The following is a 23906-nucleotide window of genomic DNA, read 5'->3' on the forward strand; positions in this document are numbered from 1 at the left end:
AGGAGTTACGGTATAGCATGCAATCTATGGTATCTTTCCTGTAACAAATTAAATCCGAGTGAAAAAGGAGAGATTCCAAGATGTGCATTCATACCGAAGAACCAGCTCAGCGTAAGACCACCCCTTTCAGACATGACGTAGTCGGCAGCTTCCTCCGCCCGCAGACGATTAAGGATGCACGCCAAAAGTTCCAAAATGGCGAAATCTCCGAGCAAGAATTGAAAAAGGTAGAAGATGCGGAAATTATCAAGCTTGTTGAGAAACAGAAAGAAGTCGGACTAAGGGCCGTAACGGATGGGGAATTCAGACGCTCCTGGTGGCACCTGGATTTCTTCTGGGGTCTGGGCGGAGTAGAGAAAGCCGATATTGAGGAAGGCTACAAGTTCCAGGGGGTAGAGACCCGGGCAGAAACAGCTCGGTTGAACGGTAAAATCGTTTATGCCCATCATCCTTTCGTAGATCACTTTAAATTTTTGAAGGAGATCGCAGGAGACGATGTGATTGCGCGTCAAGCCATTCCAGCGCCGGCGCAATTTTTGGCTGAGCTGTATCGCGGAGAGAACAAAGAAATTACAGATAAATATTACAGCAGCACAGACGAACTTGTTGCGGACACAGCGAAGGCTTACAAAGGTGTGATTTTGGACCTTTACGAAGCAGGCTGCCGCAGTCTGCAGCTGGATGACTGCACCTGGGGGATGCTGTGCGATCGCAATTACTGGGAAGCAAGACAACAGGAAGGACTTCATGTGGAGGAAACGGCGAAATTGTTCGCCCGTGTGAACCAGGAGACTGTGAACGGCCTACCAGAGGATCTGGTGATTACAACCCATGTGTGCCGTGGAAACTATGCTTCTACTTGGGCATCCTCTGGCGGTTATGAGCCTGTAGCTGAAACACTTTTTGGCATTGATCATATTGACGGATACTACCTGGAATTTGATACGGACCGGGCTGGGGACTTCACGCCGCTGAAATCCCTCCGCAAAGATCAGCAGGTGGTGCTGGGATTGATCTCCTCCAAGACGGGAGAGCTTGAAAGCAAGGAAGAAATCATCAGCCGGATTAAGGAGGCGGCAGAGATCGTCGACCTTAACCAGATTTGCTTAAGTCCACAATGCGGATTCGCTTCGACGGAGGAAGGCAATATCCTTACTGAAGAGCAGCAGTGGGAGAAGCTGAAGCTGATTAAGGAAATCGCAGACGAAATCTGGCCTGCCTAATTTCATAGCAAGAGCAAAGCCGCCGAGCCTGAGATCATGGATCATTCAGAGCTTGGCGGTTCTTTTTTTATTTTCGCAAAGGAATTATTGCAAGAGAGCTAAAAAGCAGAATTCAAAGAGAGCACAAACGATCAAATATGAGGAACATGTTCCAGTTACAATAGGCTCAAGACTACAAGCAGAGGTTGTGAACCAAGTTATGGGTTATTATGAACGAATTCAGGCATCCATTGATTATATGGAGGAGCACCTGACTGAAGAGCTCAGTATTGCTGAAATTGCCGCTAAATCTCTTTTCTCTCCCTTTCATTATCAGAGATTGTTCCAGGCGATCTCGGGCTTCAGTGTGCAATCTTATATCAGGCACCGCAGGCTATCAGAGGCCGCTGTATTGCTCAAAGAGACAGAGGCGCGCGTGCTGGAGATTGCAGTAGCTTTTCAGTACGGTTCCCAGGAGGCGTTCTCCCGGGCGTTCGCAGCACAATTTGGGATCACCCCTGCGAAGTATCGGAAGGAACAGGCTTCGGTGAAGCTGCAGAAGAGAATGAACTTTGTAGATTATCGTATTCAAGGAAGGGATGTGCTCACGATGCAAAAGCCCCATATTATTCAGTTGGAACAAACCTTAATTGTTGGACATGAATATTTGACCAGCCTGAGGGAGAATCAGCACTACAGGGAGATTCCAGGGTTTTACCAGGACTTTGGCCAGAACGCTTACTTTATGCGAATTGAGGATAAGGCTGCACCGGATATGTCCTACGGCATTGCTTGCCGATTTCAGGACAACGGCGATTTCTCGTTCATTGTCGGGGAGGCGGTCACGCAGCTGCCAGAGGAGCCTGGGGAAGGGCTGATGTGCTTTGTACTTCCCGGCGGAAAATATGCGGAGTTCAGTTCCAGCAGCCAGCCTGACGGAGTGCAAAACATTCGTGACTATATTTATGGAACCTGGCTCCCCAATTCCAATTATGAGCGCAGGCCGGGGCCGGACTTTGAAGTGACGGATGTGAGGAATTCCGTTTATCCTGACAAAATCCTCATGAAGATCTATATACCGATTGAGTAGTTGTGTGAGCTGCTTGTTATTCCCCCCTTGTGAGTATTGATATTGACTTCATTAGTTAGGGTTCTGTAGGATATGGAGAAATTAAGCAAATTCATGAGGAAGGATTGATGGAAATGGGGCAGATCGAGTTGAGACATTCTATCAGGAAGCGGATGAGAAGAACCGTTTAAAACGCGGCATCGGACCTATGGAGTTCGAGCGTATGAAGGAATTAATTCTGCGGTTTTTTCCTCAGAGTCCAGCTAAGGTCATCGATATTGGAGGTGCGGCTGGAGAGTATGCCTTCTGGTTTGCCAGCCTTGGCCACTCCGTTCATCTGGTGGACCTGGTAGCGGAGCATATTGAGCAGGCCAGGTCTCGGGCGCTGAGCGACCCTAGCCGTCCGGCACCTGACAGGATGTGGGTTGCAGACGCATTGGCACTGGATATCCCAGATGAACAATATGACGCCGTATTTCTTGGAGGGCCGTTGTACCATCTTACAGAACGTGAGGATCGGGTTCAGGCGCTTTGTGAGGCGCGGAGAATCTTGAAGCCTGGGGGCGTATTGGTGGCGTACGGTATATCCAGATACGCCTCTCTTATGGCAGGACTCTTGGATGGGCGGATCTGGCGGGAAGACTTCATGGAGATGCTGCGGCTGGAAATTCCTACGGGACAGCATGTCCGTTGTGAGAGTAATGATAAGAAGGGCAGCCTAAGCTCTGCCTTCTTCCATCTTCCTGAAGAGCTGCGGGACGAGACTGAGGCGGCAGGGTTTAAGATACTGGATGTTCTAGGCGTGCTGGGGCCGGCCTGGATGGCGCAGGACTATGAGGCGGGATGGCAGGATCTGCAGCGGAGGCAGACACTTCTTGAAATTGCCCGTCTTACCGAACAACAGCCGGAACTGGGACCCAGGGTATTGGTGGCTGCCGTGAAGCCGGGCCATCCTTAAGTCGGATACGTGACCTGTTAATGACCAAGAGCTGCACGCTTTGATGTGTAGTTCTTTTTTTGTACTTGGAAATTATTTGGAGTTCCATTAGAATATCATTAACTTACATCTGGGAAGATGGAGAACGAAAAGCATGACAGATCAAGTGGCGTTTGGCTCACGAAAGCTGCTTCCTTGGGAGGACTAAAAGCGTATGTCACAACTTGAACTCTTTGATATATTTGATAATCAGATGCGGCGAATTGGCATAGCCTCACGCCAGGAAGTTCACCGGATGGGGTACTGGCATGAGACTTTTCACTGCTGGGTTGTATATGAATCTCCAGCGGGTGAGCCGAGTCTGTTGTTCCAGCTGCGAAGCAGGGACAAGGATACTTTTGCCGGGAAGTTGGACATCTCCTGCGCCGGCCATTTGCTGACAGGGGAAGGAGCAGCGGGCGGACTTCGTGAGCTGGAGGAAGAGCTCGGAATCCGGGCTGTTTGGTCGGAGCTGCATCCTTGCGGTATATATCCCAATGAATATGTGGAGCCCGGTGTGCTTATAGATCGTGAATTCAGTCATGTGTTTCTGCTGCGCTGCAATAAGCCTCTAGCAGATTATAATTTTCAGGCCGAGGAGATTGAGGGGCTTTTTCTTCTTCCTATTTCAAGCGTTGTGCAGTTGGTTACGGGCCAAGTAAAAGAAGTGATTGCGGAAGGTGTACTACTTCAGGAAGGGAAGGTTAGCACTCACCGACAGAAGGTACAGCTTCAGGACTTGGTACCGCATCCCAGGGCGTACTATGATTACATCATTGAGCATGTAGAAGCACTGCTTCATCAATTTTGAAGCAGCGTCAGAACGGAGGGAAGAGGCCATGAGCCCGTTAAAGATGAACCACATTTGTTTCTCGGTCTCGGATTTGGACCGTTCGATTGCTTTTTACCAAGAGGTATTTGAAGCAAAGCTGCTGGTGAAGGGCAGAAGGCTCGCCTATTTGGACTTGGACGGACTATGGCTTGCTCTTAACCAAGAGGATATAGAACGCACTGATCTCCCTAATTCTTACACGCATATGGCATTTTCAATGGAGGAGAAGGAATATGATCAGCTGCTTGAGCGTTTAGAACGTGCACAGGCTAAAGTACTGCCGGGCAGGGAACGCGTTCCGAGGGATCGGCAGTCTATTTATTTTCTGGATCCGGATGGGCATATGTTTGAATTCCATGCAGGAACTCTGGCCGAACGATTGGACTATTACCGTGCTGCCAAGCCGCATATGCAGTTTTTCGAGGAGCAGCTGGAGAACTAGGACTAATATGGAGAAGGGAGGGGTTTGACCGATGACCGTAGTAGGACTCATTCGTCATGGAAGCACCTATTGGAATAAGGAGGGGCGGGCTCAGGGACATACCGATAACTCACTAGATGAGGAGGGATTTGAACAGGCAAGGAGATTAGCTGAGCGGCTTGCTGGGGAAGCAGAGTGGCGCCGCATATACTCTAGTGACCTGCTTCGTGCGCGTCAGACGGCAGAGATCATTCAGGAGCGGCTTGGTATAGGCCCAGTGATCATTGATGAGAGGCTAAGGGAAATGTATGGGGGACAAATTGAAGGAACGACAGAGAAGGAGCGCCAGCAAAGATGGGGAGCAGGATGGAAGGAGCTTGATTTGGGCCTGGAGACCCCTGACGCCGGTATGCTTCGCGGCAGCGAGGCTGTGCAGGATATAGCAAGCAGACATCCTGGGGAGGGCATTCTTATCGTTAGCCATGGCGCGTTGATTCATCATTTGCTTAGAAGGCTTGTGCCGCAGCAACAGTCTGAGATGAAGCTGGGCAACACGTCCTTAACTATTTTGAATATGGAGGATGATCTATGGGAATGTGCTTTATATAACTGCATTACACACTTGAAGTCCTGAGGGAGTCAGCTGCTATGAATCTCTCGGTTTGTACTCGGGAATATTCATAGAATGAAACAGGGATATGAGGAAGCTAGCAGTCTTTGGTGGAATTCGGAGCAGCTGTTGACTGCAATCCGGCTGTGGCTGGTGCGTGGAATGGCGGCTGCCCTCTACCAATTCGGATTTAACCAGAAGACAAGAAGTTACATCGGTCAAGCCATGGCAGACCTGCGGCGTTATGAAGAGTTACTCTTAAAATAGTTGTGATTTAATAATAAAGATTTATACATAAGGAGACGAGAAACAATGAATAATCCGGCTTTAAGTAATAAGGCCTTCTCCAGAGCTAGAGCAGACAGCTCCAGCTCGGCAGCGATGAGCTTGAACGGTACTGTCTATAAGACCCTGATCCTAACACTGATTCTGGTAGGGGCAGCGGGATATGCGTGGCATTTGTATGAACAGGGCAATACAAGCATCATGCAGTACCTTACCCCGATCTGTATCAGCGTCTTTATAGCGGGGCTTGTAAACATCATTATTCCGAGGGCAGCTGCCTTTGCAGCGCCAATCTATGTTGTTTTGAATGGGTTGCTTCTTGGCATGTTATCTGCTCTAGCTGAAGAGGAATATCCAGGCATAGTGATCAATGCAGTTCTGCTTACCGTTGCGATTTTGCTCATGATGCTGGCGCTTTACGTATTTCGTATTATCGTAGTCACTCCTAGCCTTAGAACAGGAATCCTTATAAGCACAGGGGCGGTTTGTCTTGTATATCTGGCTGATTTTGTAATGAGATTTAACGGGATGGAAGTGCCTTATATTCATGATTCCGGATGGGTCGGTATTGGGATCAGTCTGGTGGTGCTGGTCATTGCTGCCATGAACCTTCTGCTGGATTTTGACTTTATTGAAACTCATGTTGCAGAGGGTGCTCCCAAGTATATGGAGTGGTATGCCGCCTTTGGACTTATGGTAACGTTAATCTGGCTATATGTTAAAGTGCTGGATATTCTAATCAAGCTAAACAAGAAGGATTAGAAGAAAGGCTCATTATGAGGTGAGGGGAATGAACCAGGAAGAAGCTGTAAGACAAATCAGCTCTGCGCTTAAGCAGGATGCTGCGGTAAGAGCCGTTTTTCTCAAAGGATCTATGGCTAGGGAAGAGAATGATGCCTATTCAGATGTGGATATGTATTGTATGGTCGATGAAGAAGAAATTTCTGACTTCTTGCAGCGTCGTCTTGCCATTATGACTTGTTACCAGCCGCTGATCTATTGGTCTGAAGCTAATTTTGTCGGGCCGCAAATCGTAGGCGTCTACGAAGATGGGCTTCACTTCGACCTGTATACCGTCACTCCTTCCAGTCTACAGAGGACGGACAGGATCAAGGTGTTGTATGATCCGGATCAATTGCTCGCTGCTTATCAGGCAGAGGATTATTCTATGAGCGATAGAGAGGTGCTGGATATATTGTCTGAATTCACCTTTTCTTTGCTTGAATTTGAAGCCGCCTTCCAGCGGCGGGATTTATTATGGGCTTCCCGTCTGGCAAGCCATCTGGCCGCAGACCTCAGTCTGGTGCTGAGGCACTTGTATGATCCTGGGAAAGCAGCTCTGGGAACTAAAAGCCTACATAGAGCGCTTGACCCAGGGATCTTGCAGCGGCTGCTTGATGCTGTAAACCATACAAGTCCTGATCGTCTGCCCCTAGGGGTGCAGCAGCTGGCAGATTTGGCCGACGAGCTGGTCGCCTCCCTGCCGGAGACGGCAAAGGCCTCTTGGAACCATAGGTTCTTTGACTTTATGCACCAAAAGGTTAGAGAGCTGAAGTGACTTAGCTGTCACTTACAGCCTTTTAGGCGTAAGCAGCTGGCAGAAACTTAATCTGAATTTTGCAGGGGAAAGGCGGGAGCAAGACGAAGATACCATCTAGTAGGGAGGGGATTAGATGGCTGACGAAGTGACAGGATTATATTTATTATTTTATATAGTACTGGCGCTAGGTCGATATTTCTTAGAGAAGGTCTTGGTCGTATATGATCGAGACATGTCCGACACGCCAGCTTATAGAAGCTATAGGCTGGGAACTTTGCTGTTCATGATTCTAATTTTTGCAGCGGCATGGATTCTGGATATCAGGAAGCCGCATCCCTTACTGTTAGTCTTGGTGGCATTAGCATTCTATTATTGTGCCTATTTGGAGAAGAAATACGTACCCGAGACAGATCGTTATAAGGTTTCGCAGATTCTCGCTTGATCTCCTTGTTCTTCGCAGGTTTATTGCTGCTTATTCGCCTCGTTAAATACTAATCTAGCTAAGCAGATAGACACAAAAAAGGACTGCGATCTTAAAGCTTAAGTGCTTTAGGTACCGCAGTCCTTTTTGACAAAAGCCGCTTAGCCGGTCTTACGTCTGTATAGAAGATGCTGCTGGTTGCGCATGTTTAAGTGAAAATGAATGCTGTGAAGCAGCTCGGAATTGCCGGATTGTTCCGCTTCCTGGATGCAGCGCAGCTTCACTGGGTCCGGGCTGCAGAGAAATTGGGTCATCCATAGGGTTAAATATTGATTGGAAACAGATTTCATGTTCAGCCCTCCTCGGATAAGTTCATTTCATTGGTTTGTGATTCTATTATATGTTTTTTTTGTTAATATATTATGGGATTTTCCTTAAGATTTGATTAAAATATGGACCCTGCTTTGCCGCTGGATTTTTGAGACAAGTTTAGGTATAATGATTATTAATGTGTATATACTACGCTAATTAAATCAACGGTAAAGGTGATGACCATGAGAGAGAATATTCATCCCAAGTTCCAACAAGTGATCTTTTATGACGCTAGTGCGGACTTTAGATTTCTGAGCGCATCCACTAAATCCTCCAGTGAGACTATGGAGTGGGAAGATGGTAACACATATCCAGTCATTCGTGTGGATACCAGCTCCGCATCCCACCCTTTCTTCACAGGAAGACAAAGAAACGTGGACGTTGGCGGTCGTGTGGACCGTTTCAACCGGAAATACAACCTCAACCAAGATCAGAAGTAATCTTCTTGATCTTGCGGAAGAACACCCGGCAGCTTATGGCTGCCGGGTGTTCTTTTTTGTGCAGCAGATCCATCCGGTGCCCTGCATAAAGTAACATATGGGAGGACTTAAACGTGTATGAGTAAACATCAATTCTTCTTTCACAACCCGGAAGGAGCTTAACGGAGGAAATCATGAATTTCATGAAGAGTCTTAGACCTTGTGGATACCCGTGGAAAATCTATATGCTTTTGCTGCTGCTCGCCTGCACCTGGGGCAATCTGGTGATGGTGTATGAGCTGGAATCTCCCTATGGGAATAGGCCGTATCTGTTCATCTTCTGGAACATGTTCCTAGCCTGGCTTCCCGCCGTATTTATGGTACTGCTGGATATTTGCTATATTGCAGCAAAAGGGCTGCTAAGAAGCATTCTCTTGCTGGGCTTTGGGGCTGGCTGGCTGTTCTTTTATCCCAATGCCGCTTATCTTGTTACGGATTTGCTTCATCTCTTTGCACGCTTCCCGTATAACCGCGCTGAGCGCTTCTGGAACGAGATTCCGTTCTGGAATCATTTGATAGCATTGCTGCTTGCAGCCTTGATTGGGCTGCTGCTAGGCACTTTTACACTATATTCGGTACATCAGCTGGTAAGGCGGTCGTATGGAACCGTAGCCGGCTGGATCTTTGCGTTCACGGTGCTGGGCCTGAGCAGCTTCGGCATCTACATGGGCCGTTTTGTACGATGGAACACCTGGGATATTGTCGCTCGGCCTAAGATGATCCTTAGGGACCTGTATGAACTGCTCGCGCTTCCGGGGCAAAGGCATCAGCTGGTATATTTTTGCTTTAATTTGTTTGTACTGACTTCGATATTATACCTTGTTGTGTACCTGTTTACATGTCTGCGGGCGCCTCTTGATCGGGAGGCAGGTTCAGATGCTATCTTAAAGCGGTCTTAAAGTCTGGAAGAGAGTGAAGGCCCTATGGTATATTTTGAAGGTAAAGATTCTATAAGCTAAACGGGGAGAGGGAGCAAGATGATCAAGCATATCGTGTTGTTTAAATTAAAGGATGGTGCGCCCGAGTCTGTAGAGAGAACAGCAGCTGTACTGCGCGGGCTGAAGGGAAAAGTGGAGCAGCTCGTAGACCTGGAAGTTGGCAAGGACATTCTCCGCTCTCAACGTTCATATGATATTGCACTTGTGGCAACCTTTGCTTCGCTAGAGGATTTGGAGGGCTACCAGGTGCATCCGGAGCATAAGAAAGTGATTGAGCACATGCAGGAGGTTCGGGAATCCCAATTTGCAGTGGATTACGAATTCTAGATTGATTGTCCTCTAAAGACCGGCCATAAATTTGAAGGGGATGAGGATTTGTACTATGTAAATCAGGAACAAATCGAGCGGCGCCTTAACGTGCTGCCGATGATTGCGGAAGCGCTTCAGCGTACCGAAGGTGGACAAGTTGATTCTCTGGAACGCTTTGCACGGGAGCGGGCACTCCATTTGGCCTTAGAGGTGGTAACCGATGTGGGCAGCTATCTGATCGACGGGTTTATCATGCGGGATGCCAGCAGCTATGAGGATATTGTAGAGATAATTCATGGCGAGCGGGTAATCGATGAAGAACTGTTTACTGTACTCATCCAGCTGGTTCGTCTCCGCAAACCGCTGGTGCAGGATTATTATGAGGAGCACGATATCTATGCGCAGTGGATGCGGCAGCTTCCTTCTTCATTAGCAGACTTTGCGGCACAAGTACGCGAGTATTTACGGCAGGAGCTTTCTGTGTCTTGAAAAAAATACTTAGCTTGCAATGTGACCGCCCAAGCTGTACCTGCTTATAATGTACTAAACAATAGGCATTCGCCCGTTTAACACTTCTAACGGAATGCCGGTAAGGGAGAGATGAGCGATGAACAAAGGAACTAAAGGATGGCTATGGGGAGCATTGGTCGGCGGTGTGGTAGGTTCTGCGGCAGCACTGCTGCTGGCGCCCAAATCAGGACGCGAGCTTCGTAAGGATCTTGCAGAGGGATCGCGCCACCTAGCCGAGAAATCCCAAGCTGCCTTCGAAAAGGTAGGAGAAGCGGGTGCTGGGATTGTAAGCATCGTGAAGGAAACTACAGATTGTCTCGTTCGCGAGGTTCAAGCACAATACGCGCATCATAAGGAAGATGGCACTGAGACTGAACTACAGGTTTCTGCCGCCGAAGAGTTCCTGGATGAAGAGAAGAAGGATGATCAGCAAGTCTATTAATTATAGATACGACCCTACGGGGTCTTTTTCTATATTTAGGCAATAGCCGCTTTCCTTGTATGGCCTGTAAAATTGGGTTAATATTTAGGTACGATTGATGCTGGCAAGGCATAAATTAACGTGAGCAGTATAACCCTATGAAAAAGGAAGCGGTATGTTCGTGCAGCAAGCCATCGCAATACTAGACTCAGGTGTGGGGGGCCTGACAGTTGCCAAAGAGGTCATTCGTCAGCTGCCCCGGGAAAAAATTATTTACTTTGGAGATACGGCGAGAACTCCCTATGGACCCCGTTCTTCTGAGGAAGTTCGCTTGTTTACCGAGCAAATCGTAAATTTTCTCATTCAATTTAACCCGAAAATGATCGTCATCGCCTGTAACACAGCAACAGCTGCGGCTTTGGATTTTATCGCAGCAAAGGTGAACATTCCAGTGATTGGAGTGATTCATCCGGGTGCCAGGGCCGCAATTAGCGCTACGAAGAACGGCAGAATTGGAGTCATAGGAACGCTTGGTACGATTCGAAGCGGCGCCTATACCGAAGCGCTGCAGCAGCTGTCCCCCTATGTACAGATTGTCAGTGAGGCCTGTCCCGAGCTCGTGCCGCTGGTGGAACAAGGACAGTTCTATACGGATCATACGAAGGAAGTTGTATACCGTTCTTTGGCCTCCATTCGTCAGTATGATATGGATTGTCTGATATTGGGGTGTACGCACTACCCTTTTCTTCGGCAGGCCATCAAGGATGTTATGGGGCCTAAGGTGAAGCTAATCAGTTCGGATGAAGAGACGGCTCGTGAGATCAGTACCGTTCTGTATAATAAGGGCCAGCTTGCCAGCGGTGATGAGACACCGGTTCATCAGTTCTACTGCAGTGGAGACCCAGTTATTTTCCGATCCATTGCTAGAGACTGGTTGGGCGAGGAGATTCAATTGACCCCCATTGTCTGGCAGGTGCGGAGTCATGTGTGAGGTTAGATTTAGAGGTAGAACCGGTTGTAAGATACATCAGGTCTGTGAATCCTAGAATTCACAGACCCTTTTTATATGCAGGACTCTAATCCTCTAGGTGCATATCGGACAGAACGGCAGGCATACCTTTTCCTAAAGGGGAGGGGATTATGATGGAAAAGACGGCTTCGCAACCACCAGAACGGATTGTCCAAGTTGGCACAGCTTATCAATTTAAGGACTATAGTGTCCAGCTAAATCAGCTTCTAGACCTATATGGGGACGTCATCTCTTGCACCTCTATTGGCTCAAGTGTACTAGGGAAGCCGTTATGGTGTTTGAAAATCGGCAGAGGTCCGCGCAAAGTTCATGTCAATGCGGCAGTACATGCCAATGAATGGATTACCGCCCCTCTGCTGCTCCGCTTTATTGAGGCGTTTGCAGCCGGCTGTAAACAAAGGGGTGCTCAGGAGAATGAAAGTTCACTTGAATGCAGGAGATGGTTTGATAATACTACGCTTATTGCTGTGCCTATGGTGAATCCCGATGGAGTAGATCTGTCCCAGGGTGGGATAGACCCAGCATGCAGCTGGGCTGAAGAGCTGTTGAAGTGGAACGGCAATCATTCAGACTTTAGCAAATGGAAAGCAAATGCGCGTGGAATCGATTTGAATGACCAGTTCCCGGCTTACTGGGAAGAAGAGCAAAGCCGAAGGGGAATAACGGAGCCGGCCCCTCAGGATTATGGAGGAACGGCCCCGCTTACTGAGCCGGAGGCTATCGCTTTAGCTGAGCTTACCTCGCGTGAGCAATTCGATTATGTCCTCTCCTTGCATACGCAGGGTAGAGAGATTTACTGGAACTATAGGGAATATGAACCTGAGATAGCGGAACAGCTGGCGCTCAGGCTGGCCAAAGTTAGCGGGTACCGAGCTGTGAAGCTTGGGGGGAGTGATGCGGGATACAAGGACTGGTTCATCTATCGTTTTGGCCGGCCAGGCTTTACCATAGAAGTAGGGGAAGGCGTTAATCCCCTACCAGTAAGCGATTTTGATGAAATGTATGGGCAGATTTATGCCATCATAGCTTCTATAATGGACTCTTAATTGTTCAAATCGGGGAGAAACGGGTACCCTTTATGTAAAAGAGAGGAGGGCCCTAAATTATGAAGTGGCGAAAAATCTGGTCATTGCGGCACTGGGCTCATGTCTTTCGAAAAGTACCCGGATTGCTTGCTTCTCCCCGTGTACCTGCCAGGGACAAGCTGTTGATGGTTGTGCCTGCTGCACTCTATTGGGTGCTTCCCGATGTGCTGCCCTTCATACCTATTGATGATATGGCAGTTACCATGCTGCTGATGAACTGGTTTGTAGAGCGTGCGGAGAAGAAGGATGCCTCGTTCCGTCCTTAAATAATCCTTAGATTTGTTGATGGATCCTTGGGATGCGGTCTTGCTTCATTAGAGCATATTCTTTACAATAGAAATATTGAGGACGAACCCAAGTAGAACAGGAGAGAGAGTTATGAGCGTGAAAATTACCCGCAATGCGGCCAAAGTGATAAAGAAAGAGCTTGAGAAGGAAGAGAACAAAGGCCTGGTGCTTAAGGTTTTTGTAACTCATGCGCATGGTGACCATGCCCATTATGGTCTGGATCTTGCCAAGCCAACCGATAAGGATCAGGTTGTATCTACGGACAAAGAGATCGATGTGTTGATTGATCTGGAGAACCCGTTCCTGAATGGTGTGAAAATTGACTATCTTTATTTTCCTGAGGAAGGCTTTGTTATTACCAATCCGTCCCAAGGCAATCACGGCGACCACTAATCGTCGGCAAAGAAGGGAAAGATCATGGCTAACGATATTCGCGTTTGCGATAAGTGCAAACATATCCGTATGAAGACTTTTGTGCCGAAGCTGCAGAAGATGGCCCCGGATGCTGAGATTAAGATCGGTTGTAAATCTTATTGCGGGCCTTGCGGCAAGCGGGCATTTGTCTACATTAACGGCCGTTATGTAAGTGCTCCGACAGAAGAAGAGGTTCTGGCGAAAGCAGAGGCTTTTGTGAAGAAGCCTGTTCAATCTTAAGATTGTAGGGATAAGCCCGGACAAGCTGTGTTGACAGCTGCCGGGCTTTTTTTATGCTGTAAAATGCTAATTCTTCTGTTGAACAGCAAGATGACCAAGTGCAGGAATAAGATCAAAGGTAATCGTCTTGGTAGAATAGTCGAGCCGCTGCTTAAGCTCCCTTGTAGCCGGAGCGGCAGCGTTCTACATTGCCCGCTTGGCGGGTGGCCAAACTGTAACAGGTACCATGTTCAAAGAGGCCGTCAGCAGAAGGGATATAAGTCAGTTGATTGCTGATAAAAGCACCGGACCGCAGTACGACAAGGTGTGATGCTTCTGCCCCATCAAACAAATTGTTACCCATCATGGAATAAGGGGCGGACGGAGGAGATGCCCAGCAGGGGCATCTGATTAATAATTTCAAACATATCCAGGTCAGCCTAAGCTTCGGCGCTTCGATGAGTTCCCCAAATGCTTCGTCAACGTAGGGATAGACTCCAAATAGTCTCCGAAGAGCAAGCCTTTAAATGCTCCTCCATCTAAGGTCTGATTCTTCTCAGGCAATGTGAATGGATGGTGGCTAGATAGCGTAATCATCATACAAAAAATGGCCCCTAATTAGGGGCCTTCTTGCTTAAGGACGGCGGGGAGGGAGAGGCCCCAGAAACTGTAGATACTGGCATTCAATTCGGCCGTTGAACAGTTTGCGGCGTTTATCCGCTGTGCGATGGAAGTCGCTCTCAAACTGCTTGGTTGGGGTGATGGCAAAAAACGACCAAGTTGGCAGGGAAGCAGCAACACGGCCGAGCTGGGAAATCAGCTTCCGCGCTTCTTTCTCATCACCGAGTCTCTCTCCGTACGGCGGATTGGTAATAAGGCAGCCGTACTCGCCCTGCGGCTCAATGCGCGCCGCCGGAAGGGTTTTGAACTTAATCTCCTTAGCGAGGCCTGCTCCTTTGGCCGCAGCCAAAGCTACTTCAATGGCTTTCTCGTCGATGTCACTGCCTGTGATCTCCAGTGGGACAGAATCATCCATTGCATCGAAGGCTTCCTCGCGGGCCTCTTCCCATAGCTTCTCGGGAATGATAGGCCAATTCTCTGCATTGAAGGAGCGGCGCAGCCCGGGAGCAATGTTCCAGCCGATCATGGCCGCCTCGATCGGCAACGTGCCTGATCCGCAGCAGGGATCGTAGAATGGGCGGTTAACATTCCAGCGGCTCAGCAGAATAAGAGCTGCGGCGAGCGTCTCCTTCAGTGGCGCCTCGGTTATCAGCCTGCGGTAGCCGCGTTTGTGCAGTCCAGGTCCGGTGGTGTCCAGGGTGATCAAGGCGATGTCATTCAGCAAGTTTACTTCAATGACATAACGCGGGCCATTCTCGGCAAACCAGTCGGTACGATAAGTCTCCTTCAGCTTCTCAACGACGGCCTTCTTCACAATGCCTTGGGAAGCCGGAACGCTGCTCAGCTGTGACTTGTGAGATCTCCCCTCTACGGGGAACTCTCCGTGAATGGGAATCCAATCGGCCCAAGGCAGCGCCTTGGTCCCTTCAAACAGCTCATCGAAGGTACGAGCGGGGAATTCACCCATCTTCACCAGAATACGGTCGGTTGTCCGCAGCCACAGGTTGCAGCGGCAGATGTCAATCAGGTCTCCTTTAAACGTAACGCGTCCATTTTCGACTTTAAGGTCTTCATAACCCAGGTCCTTTAATTCACGTGCCACTATGGCTTCAAGGCCCATCGGGGCGGTTGCAATCAATTCCAGTTGTCCGGTCATTCTTGTTCCTCAGCTCCGTTTATACTTGTAGGGGTCTTGCAAAAATCATACAATCTAGTATAGGTCAATGCTAATGAAGATACAAACGAAATAAGACACGAATTCGCTTGATTTTCTGTGAACTGTTGATGAATGAAGAAACGGGGGAAATAACGAAATGGACCTAAGTCAAGGTTTGAGTCCTGAACAATATGGAGATGCCTTATACGCACAGGATGAAATATTAAATCAAGTGAAGGAATCCATTATGGCAGCCGGAATGAACGATGTATCCATTGCGCCTGGCTATGGCCGCCTGCTTACCTTGCTGGCTTCGCTAAAGCAATCGGAGTCCGTGCTGGAGATTGGAGCCCTTGGCGGCTACAGCGGCATCTGCCTGGCTCGTGGAATGAGCCGCTCCGGGCGACTCACCTCTCTTGAGCTGAAGGAAGAGAACGCACAGCTTGCGCACCGCAATATGACGGAAGCCGGATTCGGTGACCGGGTGGAGTACCTCGTCGGGCCGGCGCTGGATAGTCTCCGGGCCTTGGAAGAGCAAGGAGCACGCTTTGATTTCTTTCTGATCGATGCCGACAAGGAGAACTATCCGAACTACCTGGAGTATGCGATCCGGTTGGCTAAGCCAGGAGCTCTGATTGCAGGCGATAACACTCTGCTCCGCGGGCGCACTCTGAATCCGGATAAGAATGGTCCTTCGGTACAAGCCATGCGCAGGTTTAATGAGATGATGGCAAGCGATGAACGGCTGATGGGGACGTTTCTTCCCGCTTACGACGGGCTTTCATTGGCAATGGTGAAGTAACTGGCCTAAGAATCCCATATTACAGCAAAATAGCTAATAGAAAACAAAAACTCCGGGCAATTTTTTGATTTGCCCGGAGTTTTTTTGTTCCCCGCAGATCTATGCGAATGAAGCAGAGCCTAGTGATAGGTAGGCAGGTCTTTGGCCTTCTTGGTATACAGCTTGGAACGTACCCAGACCGTGTTGACCAGGAGCAGAATACCGGAAATGATGAAGATGCCTTCGATTCCGATATATCCGGATAAGAAGCCGCCGATGAGGGAGCCGAGCAGGTTGCCAAGGGCCAGAGTACTGCTGTTAAAGCCGAAGGCCCGGCTTTCCATGCCGTCCGGTGTGTAGGAGCGTATCAACGCATTTACACTTGGAAGCAGTCCGCCCATGCAAACGCCCATCAAGAAGCGGATGATGATCAGCTGCCAGACGGATTGGACGAAGGCCTGTGGAATCAGTGTCAGTGCAGCGCCTATTAGAGCAAAGGTCAATATCCGGTGAGCACCGATCCTGTCACTGACTTTGCCGAGGATCGGGGATGTCACCATGTTGGACATTCCGGTAGCTGCGCTGACAAAGCCTGCCCAGAACGGAAGATTGACCGTGGTTCCGTGCAGCTTCTCCACATAAAGCGGGAGAACGGACATCGGGCTAAGCATCGCGAACTGCAGCAGGAAGGTTACCGCGAATAGAGCGGGAAGCTGCGGCGTCTTCGTGAGCTCCCGAAAGCCTGCTATGACGGAAGGCTGCGGCGTATGGGAGGCCTCCTCCCGGTCGAATTTTTCCCGTACAAAGTACAAGGAGAGCAGCGAAGCTAAGAACAGGAGCGAGCCGGTAATGTAAAAGATGGGGCGAAATCCTACCCAGTTCGCCATAAGGCCGCCAATCAGCGGGCCAAGTATCGTTCCGGCAACATTGCCGGACTGAATAATGCCCATCGAAAAGCCCATTTTCTCCTTCGGGGTGGTTGCCGAGATGAGCGAGACGGCAGCCGGGTTAAATCCTGAGATAGTACCGTTTAGCAGACGGAGCAGCAGCAGCTGCCAAGGTGCATTCGCAAAACCCATCAAGGTGATGACGATGGCCATGCCGAATCCGGAACGTAGCAGCATCAATTTTCGCCCATACTTGTCGGCAAGCTTCCCCCAAAGCGGTTGAAACAAGAACGAGGTGGCAAAATTAGCGGCAAAGATTGTTCCTGCCCAAAGTCCCAGTGCCCGTTCGCCCTCTACATGCAGATCCTGGGCTAGATAAAGTGATAGAAACGGGGTAATCATGGTCATCCCGGCGTTGACCAGAAACGAACCGAACCATAGCACAATGAGATTGACTTTCCAATTGCTCATCGCGTGATCTCACTTCCTTTCCGGGGGAATGAAAAAAATGTTGAAATTTGTAATAATTACGTTCTAGTAGTATATCATATTTTATATAACCAAACGGGTTACTATTTTCATAGGATTGTCATCGGATCTTCATGTGTGACGGTTGTTACTTACTTTTAAAAAGGGCATAATGTATCTTAGGGATTTTTATAGGAATTGATGGAGGCTTACTATACATGACTTTTAACGATCGGTTTATTCGCGCCTGTTTGAAGCAGGATGTGGATCGGATACCTGTCTGGTATATGCGGCAAGCAGGCAGATACGATCCAGAATATCGCAAAATAAAAGAAAAATATACACTGCTTGAAATTTGCCGCCAGCCTGAGCTGGCAGCCGAAGTTACTATGATGCCGGTTCGAAAGCTTGGGGTTGACGCGGCTATTTTGTATTCAGATATTATGAATCCTGTCGCTTCTCTCGGTGTAGAGTTCGATATTGTAAAGGATGTCGGTCCGGTTATTGAGAATCCGATTCGGTCCGAGGCCGATATCGATCGCCTTAAGCCGATTGATGTGGAGGGAGATCTCCCCCATATTCTAAAGACCATCCAGATTCTTAGCGGAGAGCTGAGTGTTCCGCTGATTACGTTTGCCGGTGCACCGTTCACCATTGCCAGCTACTTGATTGAAGGTCGGCCATCCAAAAATTATATCCGTACGAAGAGCATGATGTACGGGGAACCGAAGCTTTGGAACAAGCTGATGGACAAGCTGGGCGATATGGTTATTGCATACCTTCGCGCCCATATTGCAAGCGGCGGGAAGGCATTTCAGCTGTTCGACAGCTGGGTTGGAGCTCTGTCCCCGGCGGATTTCAGCAAGTATGTTCTTCCGACGATTACCCGTATTTTTGCCGAACTTGAAGATTTGGATGTACCCAAAATTTATTTTCCTGGGGTTGCTTCCGGGGAGCTCCTACCTACGCTTCAGGGTATACAGGCGGATGTAATCGGGCTGGACTGGAGGGTCTCTATCCAGGAGGGACGGCGCCGGCTGGGTGAGCGCTATGCGGTTCAAGGCAATTTGGATCCATTCGTACTCACTGCTCCAATGGATACAATCAAGAGCTATGCAAAAGATATTATAGATCAGGGACTTATGCAGAACGGTTATGTGTTCAATCTGGGACATGGCTTGTTCCCGGAAGCTTCTATAGACAAGCTGAAGCAATTAACTGAGTACGTGCATGAGTATTCGGCTTCGGTTATTGCGCAGCGTTCTTAAAGAAGAACTATTTCAAAATGAGGTGAATAAATCATGGGTCAGAAGATCGGCGTATTAGTTATGTCTTATGGCACTCCCCAGAGCATGGAGCAGGTAGAAGCCTATTATACGCACATCCGCCGGGGTAACGCTCCATCGCCAGAGCAGCTGAAGGATTTGCTCAGCCGCTATGAGGCAATTGTCGGCGGCGTGTTCCCGCTGCGGGAGAATACGGACAAACAGGTGGCTGCTCTTCAGGAAACGCTGAAGACTGAAGGGGAAGCCAGGGGCGTACAATTTGTTTGCTATCAGGGGCTCAAGCATGCCCATCCATTCATAGAGGACGGCGTAGCTCAAATGCAGCAGGACGGCATCACGGAAGCTGTGGGGATTGTGCTGGCTCCACATTATTCCATTATGAGCGTGGGCGGCTACATCAAGCGCGCACAGGAAGCGGCAGACCGCGCCGGCATTAAGATGAAATTTGTGAAGAGCTACCATCTTCACCCAAGCTTAATTGAGGCGCTTGCCCGGAATGTGACTGCGAAGCTGAACCAGTTCGAAGAAGCTGGTGCGCTGCGTTCTAATGTTCGCGTATTGTTCAGTGCCCATAGCTTGCCTGAGCGCATCTTGAAGATGGGGGATCCCTACCAGGATCAGCTGCTTGAGACCTCGCGTGCTGTCGCTGCTAAAGTAGGCTTAAATGAGGGCGGATGGCAGTTCACTTGGCAGAGTGCCGGTCGCACGGCAGAACCTTGGCTGGGCCCAGATATTCTGGATACACTGCGCAGCTTAAGCTTAGAACAGGTAGAAGATGTGTTGGTAGCTCCAGTAGGCTTTGTCTCAGACCATTTGGAGGTGCTGTATGATCTGGATATCGAGGCAAAGGCAATTGCTAAGGAGCTTGATATGCGGCTTGAGCGGATTGATATGTTGAACACCGACCCCTTATATATGAAGGCGTTGAGTGATTCCATAATGAATGAATGGGAGAAGGATGATCGGCAATGAGCGATTCTTCGTCAAGAGATGTTGTCATTATCGGGGGCGGCTTAACTGGCCTCAGTGCAGCCTTTTATATTCGTAAGTTCTATACGGAGAAGGGAATTACTCCCCACATTTCAGTGCTTGAACAATCGGATACGATGGGCGGTAAGATTTCTACGCTTAGAAAGGACGGTTTCGTGATTGAGAAAGGCCCGGATTCCTTCCTGGCACGCAAAGTTGCGATGACGGACCTGGCTAAGGAAATTGGGCTTGAGCAGGAGCTGGTATCTCAGAATCCTGAATCGAAGAAGACTTATATTGTGAGCAAAGGACAGTTACATCCTATGCCTTCAGGATTAGTTTTGGGGATTCCTACCGAGCTTACGCCCTTCCTCCGGAGCGGACTGGTATCCCCTCAAGGGAAGCTTCGAGCCCTTAAGGATTTTCTTCTTCCGCCGCGTCGAGAGCAGACCGATGAGTCTCTGGGACATTTCATTGAACGGCGCTTAGGCCCGGAGGTTCTGGAGAATGTAACTGAACCGCTGCTGGCCGGAATCTATGCAGGGGATACCCGCCATCTAAGTTTGCAGGCCACCTTCCCACAGTTCGCTGAAGTGGAGAGGGAGTATGGGAGTCTAATTAGGGGAATGATGACCGGACGGAAACCTGTTGAGACACATACGGGGACTAAGCGTAGTGCGTTCCTGACATTTAAGGGCGGCTTGCAGAGTCTTATTACAAAGCTAACTGAGCAGCTTGCGGATACGAATCTACGGGTTAATACGGCAGCGAAGTCTATAACGGAGCTTCAAGGCAAATATGAAGTGAAGCTGGCAAGCGGAGAAGTTCTTACAGCGGATGAGGTTGTGATTACAACACCTGCATTTACCGCAGCAGACTTGCTTCGAGAGCATGTCGACGTACGGGCGCTGGATGCCATCAATTATGTATCAGTAGCGAATGTGGTGCTTGGTTTCGATAAACGCGATTTTCTTGCAGAGTTCGATGGCTCAGGCTTCCTAGTTCCGCGCAAGGAGGGACGCAGTATTACGGCCTGTACTTGGACCTCAACCAAATGGCTGCATACAAGTCCTGAAGACCGAGTGCTGCTGCGCTGTTATGTGGGAAGATCGGGCGAGGAGCAGAATGTGGATCTTCCGGATGAGGAGCTTACGAAGATGGTGCTGCACGAATTGAAGGAGATTATGAGCCTTCAAGCGACTCCGCTATTTTCGGAAATCACGCGTCTCTATAAATCCATGCCGCAATATCCGGTAGGCCATTTGGAGCATATTGAACAGCTTCAGCAGGAGCTGCGAGCCAAACGCCCGGGCCTGTATGTAACCGGTGCTGCCTTCAAAGGAGTGGGGCTCCCTGACTGTATTAAGCAGGCCAAGGAGCTAGCCGAAGAGATGGCAGGACTGCATTCATAATGGCAGTCAGATCATAATACTTATGAAGACCAAGAACCCTACGCCTTTTGGCGGGGGTTCTATTTATTGCTGCTAACCTGATATAATAAAAACACTTTGAAATTATTTTGTTGTGATGCATAAGGAGTGAACCATGTACCCACCCAGATCAGATAAATACAAGGCTGAGAAGAAAATCCGGCAGAGAAAGCAGGGGCGTTTCTGGACGATATTGAATTTGTCTCTTATTGTTATTATTTGCTGCATCGGAGCCTACTATTATTATGATGCTCGTAAGCATGACAATCCGGAACCAGCAACTGCTGTACTGTCAGAGCAGGAACAATCTGCTGAAGGGGCTTCAATCACGGGGCTAAATTCTTCCTCGGAAGAGAAGACGAAGGGTCAGACACAGTCCAAAGCGGATCCAGCGGTAAGCGGGGGAGCTGGAGGCCAGACTGGCGATGCTGCCAGCAAGGCTTCTCCAGCCTCGTCTCAAGCTACCACAGCCCCTTCCGCAAACGAGAATGCTATTGTGCTTCACTTTGGTGGAGATACGCTCTTCTCGGGAAAAGTGGCAGATAAGCTGAAGGCTAGTGGTATGGATTTTCCGTTTCAATATGTCAGGGATTTATTCTTGAAGGATGACTTAACCGTACTCAATTTGGAGACCCCTATCACCGTTCGTGGTACAGGGGCCACAGACAAACAGTTCGTATTCAAATCCCACCCAGAGGTGCTGGATGCCATGAAGAATGCCGGTGTGGATGCGGTGAACCTGGCAAATAACCACACCTTGGATCAAGGGGAAGAAGGACTGCTGGATACCATCGATCATTTGAAGGCGAGTCAAATTCCTGCGGTAGGCGCGGGAAGCAACGCTGATGAGGCGTATGCGCCTGTATATTTGGAACGCAAAGGAATTAAGATTGCGCTATTCGGCTTTAGCCGGGTTCTTCCCAAGGTGGATTGGAATGCAGGTGAATCTAGCCCTGGGATTGCAGGTATATATGATCCTACCCGTGCGATCCAGGAAGTGGAGAAGGCTAAGAAACAAGCGGATCTTGTAATCGTAGTAGCCCACTGGGGCAAAGAACGGGTAACCAAGCCGGATAAGAACCAGACATCGCTTGCACATGCCTTTATCGATGCCGGAGCTGACCTTGTTATAGGCGGGCACCCACATGTGCTTCAAGGCGTGGAGCAATACAAAGGAAAATGGATTGCATACAGCACTGGTAATTTTATTTTTACACGATCATCGAACGCCAAAACTTGGGAAACTGCAGTATTCGAAGCCCGTTGTAACCGCAGTGGAGCCTGCGGAATGAAGCTGATTCCGTATCATGCAGAGCTCGGTCAGCCTGTTCCTATGAATGCTCAGGATGGAGCGAAGCTTCTGCAGGAGATTCAACAGCTGTCTCCCGGGGTAACCGTAGACAGCGGAGGGGAATTGAAGGCCGCCGGACAGTAGAACCGGCATAGAAACTATATCCTCCGCCGGAAGGGAGCTGAAGCTATAATGGAACGCATTTGTATAGCACATCGCGGATTTTCCAGTATTGCTCCGGAGAATACGATGTCTGCCATTCGAATGGCGATGGAGGAGCCCTGTGTCAACTGGATTGAAGTAGATGTGCAGATGACCAAGGACGGGGTTCCAATTCTGATCCATGATTATACGCTGAACCGGACCACAAATGGCCGTGGTTCCGTTCGTAAGCATACCCTGGCGGAGCTTAAGGCACTTGATGCCGGAAGCTGGAAGTCTCCTTTTTACGCTGGGGAAGCCCTTATCACCCTGGATGAGCTGTTAGAAGCGGTAAAGGGAAGGCAAAAGATTGATTTGGAGATCAAAACCCAGGATGATATGTATCCGGGATTGGAACAGAAGGTCATCGACAGTGTCAAGCAATTCGGAATGCAAAACGATGTGGTGCTCACCTCATTCGATCATGGGGTGCTGCTTCGTGTGAAGCGAATAGATCCTGGTATTCAAACCGGGCTGATTGTTGACAGTGTTCCGAAGGACCTTATGAAGAGACTGAACAATTTGGGCTGCAGCTTTTTGTCAATCAGACATCGGCGTCTTCATCCTGAGCTGGTTCGTCAGACTTCTAAGCAAGGTATTCAGATTATAGCTTGGACGGTTGATGATCGAAGAAGAATGCTTCGAATCGCCGCATTGGACCGTAATATCATGATTTGTACTAATCGTCCGAATGTATGGCGTGAGACATTTGTAGAACCGCCTGTAGTTCAAAAAAAACCGTGGTGGAGGTTTGGAAGATGATGAATTCGATGATCCGAAATGTGTACTGTGTCGGCAGAAATTATAGACTTCATGCCGAAGAATTGGGAAATGCTGTACCGACAGAGCCCATGATATTTCTCAAGCCAACCCACTCGGTGCTTACCTTGCAGGGTGAGACGCTAAGCCTTCCTTTTGAACAGGGCGAGATTCATTATGAGGCGGAACTGGTGATTCGCGTTGCCCGCCCCTACGAACCAGGCATTTCCATTGATGAGCTGGTAGATGTCATGGCGCTAGGAATTGATTTTACGCTGCGTGATGTTCAGACCGAGCTTAAGAAGAAAGGCCACCCTTGGACAGCGGCCAAAGGCTTTCTGAACTCGGCTCCAATGACACCTTACATCGCATTTCCTGGAATAGAGACGTTGGAACAGCATGAATTTACACTGCTTAAGAACGGTCAGGAGGTTCAGCGCGGCAATGTCAAGAACATGATCTTCTCGCTTCAGCAGATTGCTGATTACATTGCAGAGTATTATGGTCTTGGCGAAGGAGATCTCATCTTTACCGGAACGCCGGAGGGTGTGGGTCCGGCCCGTGCTGGGGATCAGCTTGAGCTTTGCTGGGATGGCAAACTGCTTGGCAGCTGTAGCATCGGGCAGAGCAAATAAT

The 23906-nt window shown here is 49.1% G+C and carries 32 protein-coding genes; 27 read left to right on the forward strand and 5 right to left on the reverse strand.

Going from position 1 to position 23906, the window contains the following annotated elements; all coding sequences use genetic code 11:
• Positions 1-80 precede the first annotated feature (80 nt).
• From DCC85_RS07670 to DCC85_RS07715, 10 genes are all read left to right on the forward strand, one after another.
• Positions 81-1223, forward strand: coding sequence for a 5-methyltetrahydropteroyltriglutamate--homocysteine S-methyltransferase (locus DCC85_RS07670; RefSeq protein ID WP_108465047.1), 1143 nt, complete (start codon positions 81-83; stop codon positions 1221-1223).
• 199 nt (positions 1224-1422) lie between these two features.
• Complete coding sequence (locus DCC85_RS07675; protein WP_108465048.1) at positions 1423-2292, forward strand: effector binding domain-containing protein; 870 nt, start codon at positions 1423-1425, stop codon at positions 2290-2292.
• 202 nt (positions 2293-2494) lie between these two features.
• Complete coding sequence (locus DCC85_RS07680) at positions 2495-3229, forward strand: class I SAM-dependent methyltransferase (protein WP_159081812.1); 735 nt, start codon at positions 2495-2497, stop codon at positions 3227-3229.
• A 193-nt stretch (positions 3230-3422) separates the two neighbouring features.
• Entirely contained in the window at positions 3423-4058 is a 636-nt protein-coding gene (locus tag DCC85_RS07685) for an NUDIX hydrolase (RefSeq protein ID WP_108465050.1), read from the forward strand.
• A 28-nt stretch (positions 4059-4086) separates the two neighbouring features.
• Positions 4087-4521, forward strand: a complete 435-nt coding sequence (fosB, locus tag DCC85_RS07690) for a metallothiol transferase FosB (RefSeq protein WP_108465051.1) — start codon at positions 4087-4089, stop codon at positions 4519-4521.
• A gap of 31 nt (positions 4522-4552) precedes the next feature.
• Positions 4553-5134 (forward strand): histidine phosphatase family protein, encoded by a 582-nt coding sequence (locus DCC85_RS07695; RefSeq protein WP_108465052.1) that lies wholly within the window; start codon positions 4553-4555, stop codon positions 5132-5134.
• A gap of 51 nt (positions 5135-5185) precedes the next feature.
• Positions 5186-5377, forward strand: coding sequence for a hypothetical protein (locus tag DCC85_RS07700; RefSeq protein WP_108465053.1), 192 nt, complete (start codon positions 5186-5188; stop codon positions 5375-5377).
• Between the two features lie 45 nt (positions 5378-5422).
• On the forward strand, positions 5423-6157 hold the full coding sequence (locus DCC85_RS07705) for a Bax inhibitor-1/YccA family protein (RefSeq protein WP_108465054.1): 735 nt from the start codon (positions 5423-5425) through the stop codon (positions 6155-6157).
• 28 nt (positions 6158-6185) lie between these two features.
• Positions 6186-6953 (forward strand): nucleotidyltransferase domain-containing protein, encoded by a 768-nt coding sequence (locus DCC85_RS07710; protein WP_108465055.1) that lies wholly within the window; start codon positions 6186-6188, stop codon positions 6951-6953.
• A 115-nt stretch (positions 6954-7068) separates the two neighbouring features.
• Positions 7069-7377 carry a DUF4181 domain-containing protein gene (locus DCC85_RS07715; protein ID WP_108465056.1) on the forward strand — a complete coding sequence of 103 codons (309 nt, stop codon included), beginning with the start codon at positions 7069-7071 and terminating at the stop codon, positions 7375-7377.
• 140 nt (positions 7378-7517) lie between these two features.
• On the opposite strand, the gene DCC85_RS07720 is transcribed toward DCC85_RS07715, so the two are convergent.
• Positions 7518-7706, reverse strand: coding sequence for a hypothetical protein (locus tag DCC85_RS07720; protein WP_108465057.1), 189 nt, complete (start codon positions 7704-7706; stop codon positions 7518-7520).
• A 204-nt stretch (positions 7707-7910) separates the two neighbouring features.
• On the opposite strand from DCC85_RS07720, the gene DCC85_RS07725 reads away from it, so the two are divergent.
• The 10 genes from DCC85_RS07725 (at position 7911) to DCC85_RS07770 (ending at position 13442) form a co-directional block, all read left to right on the forward strand.
• On the forward strand, positions 7911-8168 hold the full coding sequence (locus DCC85_RS07725) for a type B 50S ribosomal protein L31 (protein WP_108465058.1): 258 nt from the start codon (positions 7911-7913) through the stop codon (positions 8166-8168).
• Positions 8169-8341: 173 nt separating this feature from the next.
• Positions 8342-9106, forward strand: a complete 765-nt coding sequence (locus tag DCC85_RS07730) for a DUF1361 domain-containing protein (protein WP_108465059.1) — start codon at positions 8342-8344, stop codon at positions 9104-9106.
• Between the two features lie 78 nt (positions 9107-9184).
• The gene (locus DCC85_RS07735; protein ID WP_108465060.1) at positions 9185-9472 is read left to right on the forward strand and encodes a Dabb family protein; all 288 of its coding nucleotides are present in this window, start codon (positions 9185-9187) and stop codon (positions 9470-9472) included.
• A 48-nt stretch (positions 9473-9520) separates the two neighbouring features.
• The gene (locus DCC85_RS07740) at positions 9521-9943 is read left to right on the forward strand and encodes a DUF86 domain-containing protein (RefSeq protein ID WP_108465061.1); all 423 of its coding nucleotides are present in this window, start codon (positions 9521-9523) and stop codon (positions 9941-9943) included.
• A 118-nt stretch (positions 9944-10061) separates the two neighbouring features.
• Positions 10062-10406, forward strand: coding sequence for a YtxH domain-containing protein (locus tag DCC85_RS07745; RefSeq protein ID WP_108465062.1), 345 nt, complete (start codon positions 10062-10064; stop codon positions 10404-10406).
• A gap of 154 nt (positions 10407-10560) precedes the next feature.
• Entirely contained in the window at positions 10561-11376 is an 816-nt protein-coding gene (gene racE / locus DCC85_RS07750; RefSeq protein ID WP_199909984.1) for a glutamate racemase, read from the forward strand.
• Positions 11377-11525: 149 nt separating this feature from the next.
• The gene (locus tag DCC85_RS07755) at positions 11526-12461 is read left to right on the forward strand and encodes a M14 family metallopeptidase (RefSeq protein WP_234414380.1); all 936 of its coding nucleotides are present in this window, start codon (positions 11526-11528) and stop codon (positions 12459-12461) included.
• Positions 12462-12520: 59 nt separating this feature from the next.
• Positions 12521-12766 (forward strand): YkvA family protein, encoded by a 246-nt coding sequence (locus tag DCC85_RS07760; RefSeq protein WP_108465064.1) that lies wholly within the window; start codon positions 12521-12523, stop codon positions 12764-12766.
• A gap of 112 nt (positions 12767-12878) precedes the next feature.
• Entirely contained in the window at positions 12879-13181 is a 303-nt protein-coding gene (locus tag DCC85_RS07765; RefSeq protein WP_108465065.1) for an iron-sulfur cluster assembly accessory protein, read from the forward strand.
• Between the two features lie 24 nt (positions 13182-13205).
• On the forward strand, positions 13206-13442 hold the full coding sequence (locus DCC85_RS07770) for a YuzB family protein (protein ID WP_108465066.1): 237 nt from the start codon (positions 13206-13208) through the stop codon (positions 13440-13442).
• A gap of 151 nt (positions 13443-13593) precedes the next feature.
• On the opposite strand, the gene DCC85_RS22915 is transcribed toward DCC85_RS07770, so the two are convergent.
• The 3 genes from DCC85_RS22915 to DCC85_RS07775 form a co-directional block, all read right to left on the reverse strand.
• Positions 13594-13788 (reverse strand): hypothetical protein, encoded by a 195-nt coding sequence (locus DCC85_RS22915; protein WP_159081813.1) that lies wholly within the window; start codon positions 13786-13788, stop codon positions 13594-13596.
• A gap of 68 nt (positions 13789-13856) precedes the next feature.
• Complete coding sequence (locus DCC85_RS22920) at positions 13857-14021, reverse strand: hypothetical protein (RefSeq protein ID WP_159081814.1); 165 nt, start codon at positions 14019-14021, stop codon at positions 13857-13859.
• 34 nt (positions 14022-14055) lie between these two features.
• Positions 14056-15198 carry a THUMP domain-containing class I SAM-dependent RNA methyltransferase gene (locus DCC85_RS07775; RefSeq protein ID WP_108465067.1) on the reverse strand — a complete coding sequence of 381 codons (1143 nt, stop codon included), beginning with the start codon at positions 15196-15198 and terminating at the stop codon, positions 14056-14058.
• A gap of 157 nt (positions 15199-15355) precedes the next feature.
• On the opposite strand from DCC85_RS07775, the gene DCC85_RS07780 reads away from it, so the two are divergent.
• Complete coding sequence (locus tag DCC85_RS07780) at positions 15356-16000, forward strand: O-methyltransferase (RefSeq protein ID WP_108465068.1); 645 nt, start codon at positions 15356-15358, stop codon at positions 15998-16000.
• Between the two features lie 119 nt (positions 16001-16119).
• Here the strand turns inward: DCC85_RS07780 and DCC85_RS07785 are convergent, their stop codons facing one another.
• Complete coding sequence (locus DCC85_RS07785) at positions 16120-17337, reverse strand: MFS transporter (RefSeq protein ID WP_108465069.1); 1218 nt, start codon at positions 17335-17337, stop codon at positions 16120-16122.
• 215 nt (positions 17338-17552) lie between these two features.
• On the opposite strand from DCC85_RS07785, the gene hemE reads away from it, so the two are divergent.
• From hemE to DCC85_RS07815, 6 genes are all read left to right on the forward strand, one after another.
• Positions 17553-18602: a uroporphyrinogen decarboxylase gene (gene hemE, locus DCC85_RS07790; RefSeq protein WP_108465070.1), complete on the forward strand. Its 1050-nt coding sequence runs from the start codon at positions 17553-17555 to the stop codon at positions 18600-18602.
• 33 nt (positions 18603-18635) lie between these two features.
• On the forward strand, positions 18636-19592 hold the full coding sequence (hemH, locus tag DCC85_RS07795; protein WP_108465071.1) for a ferrochelatase: 957 nt from the start codon (positions 18636-18638) through the stop codon (positions 19590-19592).
• Positions 19589-21001 carry a protoporphyrinogen oxidase gene (hemY, locus tag DCC85_RS07800; RefSeq protein ID WP_108465072.1) on the forward strand — a complete coding sequence of 471 codons (1413 nt, stop codon included), beginning with the start codon at positions 19589-19591 and terminating at the stop codon, positions 20999-21001. Before hemH ends, hemY begins: the two co-directional genes overlap by 4 nt.
• Positions 21002-21134: 133 nt before the next feature.
• Positions 21135-22454: a CapA family protein gene (locus DCC85_RS07805; protein ID WP_108465073.1), complete on the forward strand. Its 1320-nt coding sequence runs from the start codon at positions 21135-21137 to the stop codon at positions 22452-22454.
• Between the two features lie 48 nt (positions 22455-22502).
• Positions 22503-23273, forward strand: a complete 771-nt coding sequence (locus tag DCC85_RS07810; RefSeq protein ID WP_108465074.1) for a glycerophosphodiester phosphodiesterase — start codon at positions 22503-22505, stop codon at positions 23271-23273.
• On the forward strand, positions 23273-23905 hold the full coding sequence (locus DCC85_RS07815) for a fumarylacetoacetate hydrolase family protein (RefSeq protein ID WP_108467772.1): 633 nt from the start codon (positions 23273-23275) through the stop codon (positions 23903-23905). The genes DCC85_RS07810 and DCC85_RS07815 overlap by 1 nt, the downstream gene beginning before the upstream one ends.
• Position 23906 lies beyond the last annotated feature (1 nt).

Source organism: Paenibacillus sp. CAA11, from assembly GCF_003060825.1.
Lineage (GTDB): Bacteria > Bacillota > Bacilli > Paenibacillales > Paenibacillaceae > Fontibacillus.